The sequence below is a fragment of the Methylophaga sp. UBA678 genome (assembly GCF_002299105.1).
Taxonomy (GTDB): Bacteria; Pseudomonadota; Gammaproteobacteria; order Nitrosococcales; family Methylophagaceae; genus Methylophaga; species Methylophaga marina.
Genome location: NZ_DBNG01000002.1, coordinates 52,249 through 53,445 on the forward strand (window position 1 = coordinate 52,249; position 1,197 = coordinate 53,445).

Sequence of the window (1,197 nt, forward strand, 5' to 3'; positions counted from 1 at the left end):
CTCAATATGTTCCATAATGCCACCAATCAGCACATCTTTACCGTCACAGATGGCATCCACATCAACTTCTATCGCATCATCGAGGAAACGATCCAGTAAGACTGGTGATTCGTTCGATACTTTGACAGCATTTAACATGTAACGCTGTAACTCATCTTCGTTGTAAACAATTTCCATCGCACGTCCACCTAATACATAAGACGGACGAACAACTAATGGATAACCAATTTCAGAAGCAAGTGACACTGCAGTATCAACAGAGTGTGCCAGTCTATTAGGTGGTTGCAGCAAGTTCAGTTTTTCAACCATTTGCTGGAAACGCTCGCGGTCTTCAGCATGATCAATAGCATCTGGCGAAGTACCAATAATAGGCACACCTGCCGCTTCAAGTGCACGCGCTAATTTTAGAGGTGTTTGACCACCGAACTGAACGATGACGCCTTTTGGCTTTTCTAACTCGACAATTTCTAATACGTCTTCTAAAGTCAATGATTCAAAATATAAACGGTCAGATGTGTCGTAATCAGTGGAAACAGTTTCTGGGTTACAGTTGACCATAATGGTTTCATAACCATCTTCACGTAAGGCTAATGCAGCATGAACACAGCAATAGTCAAACTCAATCCCTTGACCGATACGGTTAGGCCCACCACCCAAAATCATGATCTTGTCACGGTCACTTGGGTTGGCTTCACATTCCATATCATAGGTTGAATACATATACGCTGTGCCAGTGGCAAACTCAGCACCACAGGTATCAACACGTTTGTAGACAGGACGGACCTGCATCGCCTGACGGTATTCACGGACTTGTTTTTCAGTCTTCAGTAACAGTTTAGCCAGACGTGAATCAGAGAAACCTTTGCGTTTTAAGGCATACATCTCTTGCTGATCGATATCATTCAGCGAACGCTCTTTGAGTTGGTTTTCTAATGTCACCAATTCTTCGATCTGGATCAAGAACCATGGATCGATATGCGTTAGCTTTTGAATTTCGTCAAAACTAAAGCCATAACGGAAAGCATCTGCTACAAACCATAAACGGTCAGAACCTGGCAGACTCAACTCACGGCGTAATGTTTCCGCTGTGTTTTCCTCTGTCAGTTCAATGATTTCTGTCAAACCATCACGATCAATTTCCAGTCCACGCAGGGCTTTTTGTAATGATTCCTGGAAGTTACGGCCAATCGCCATCAC

At 43.4% G+C, this 1,197-nt stretch carries 1 protein-coding gene; it reads right to left on the minus strand.

Going from position 1 to position 1,197, the window contains the following annotated elements; all coding sequences use genetic code 11:
• Positions 1-1,197: carbamoyl-phosphate synthase large subunit (gene carB / locus B3014_RS00520; protein ID WP_289286879.1), on the minus strand; the 1,197-nt coding region annotated here is incomplete at both ends.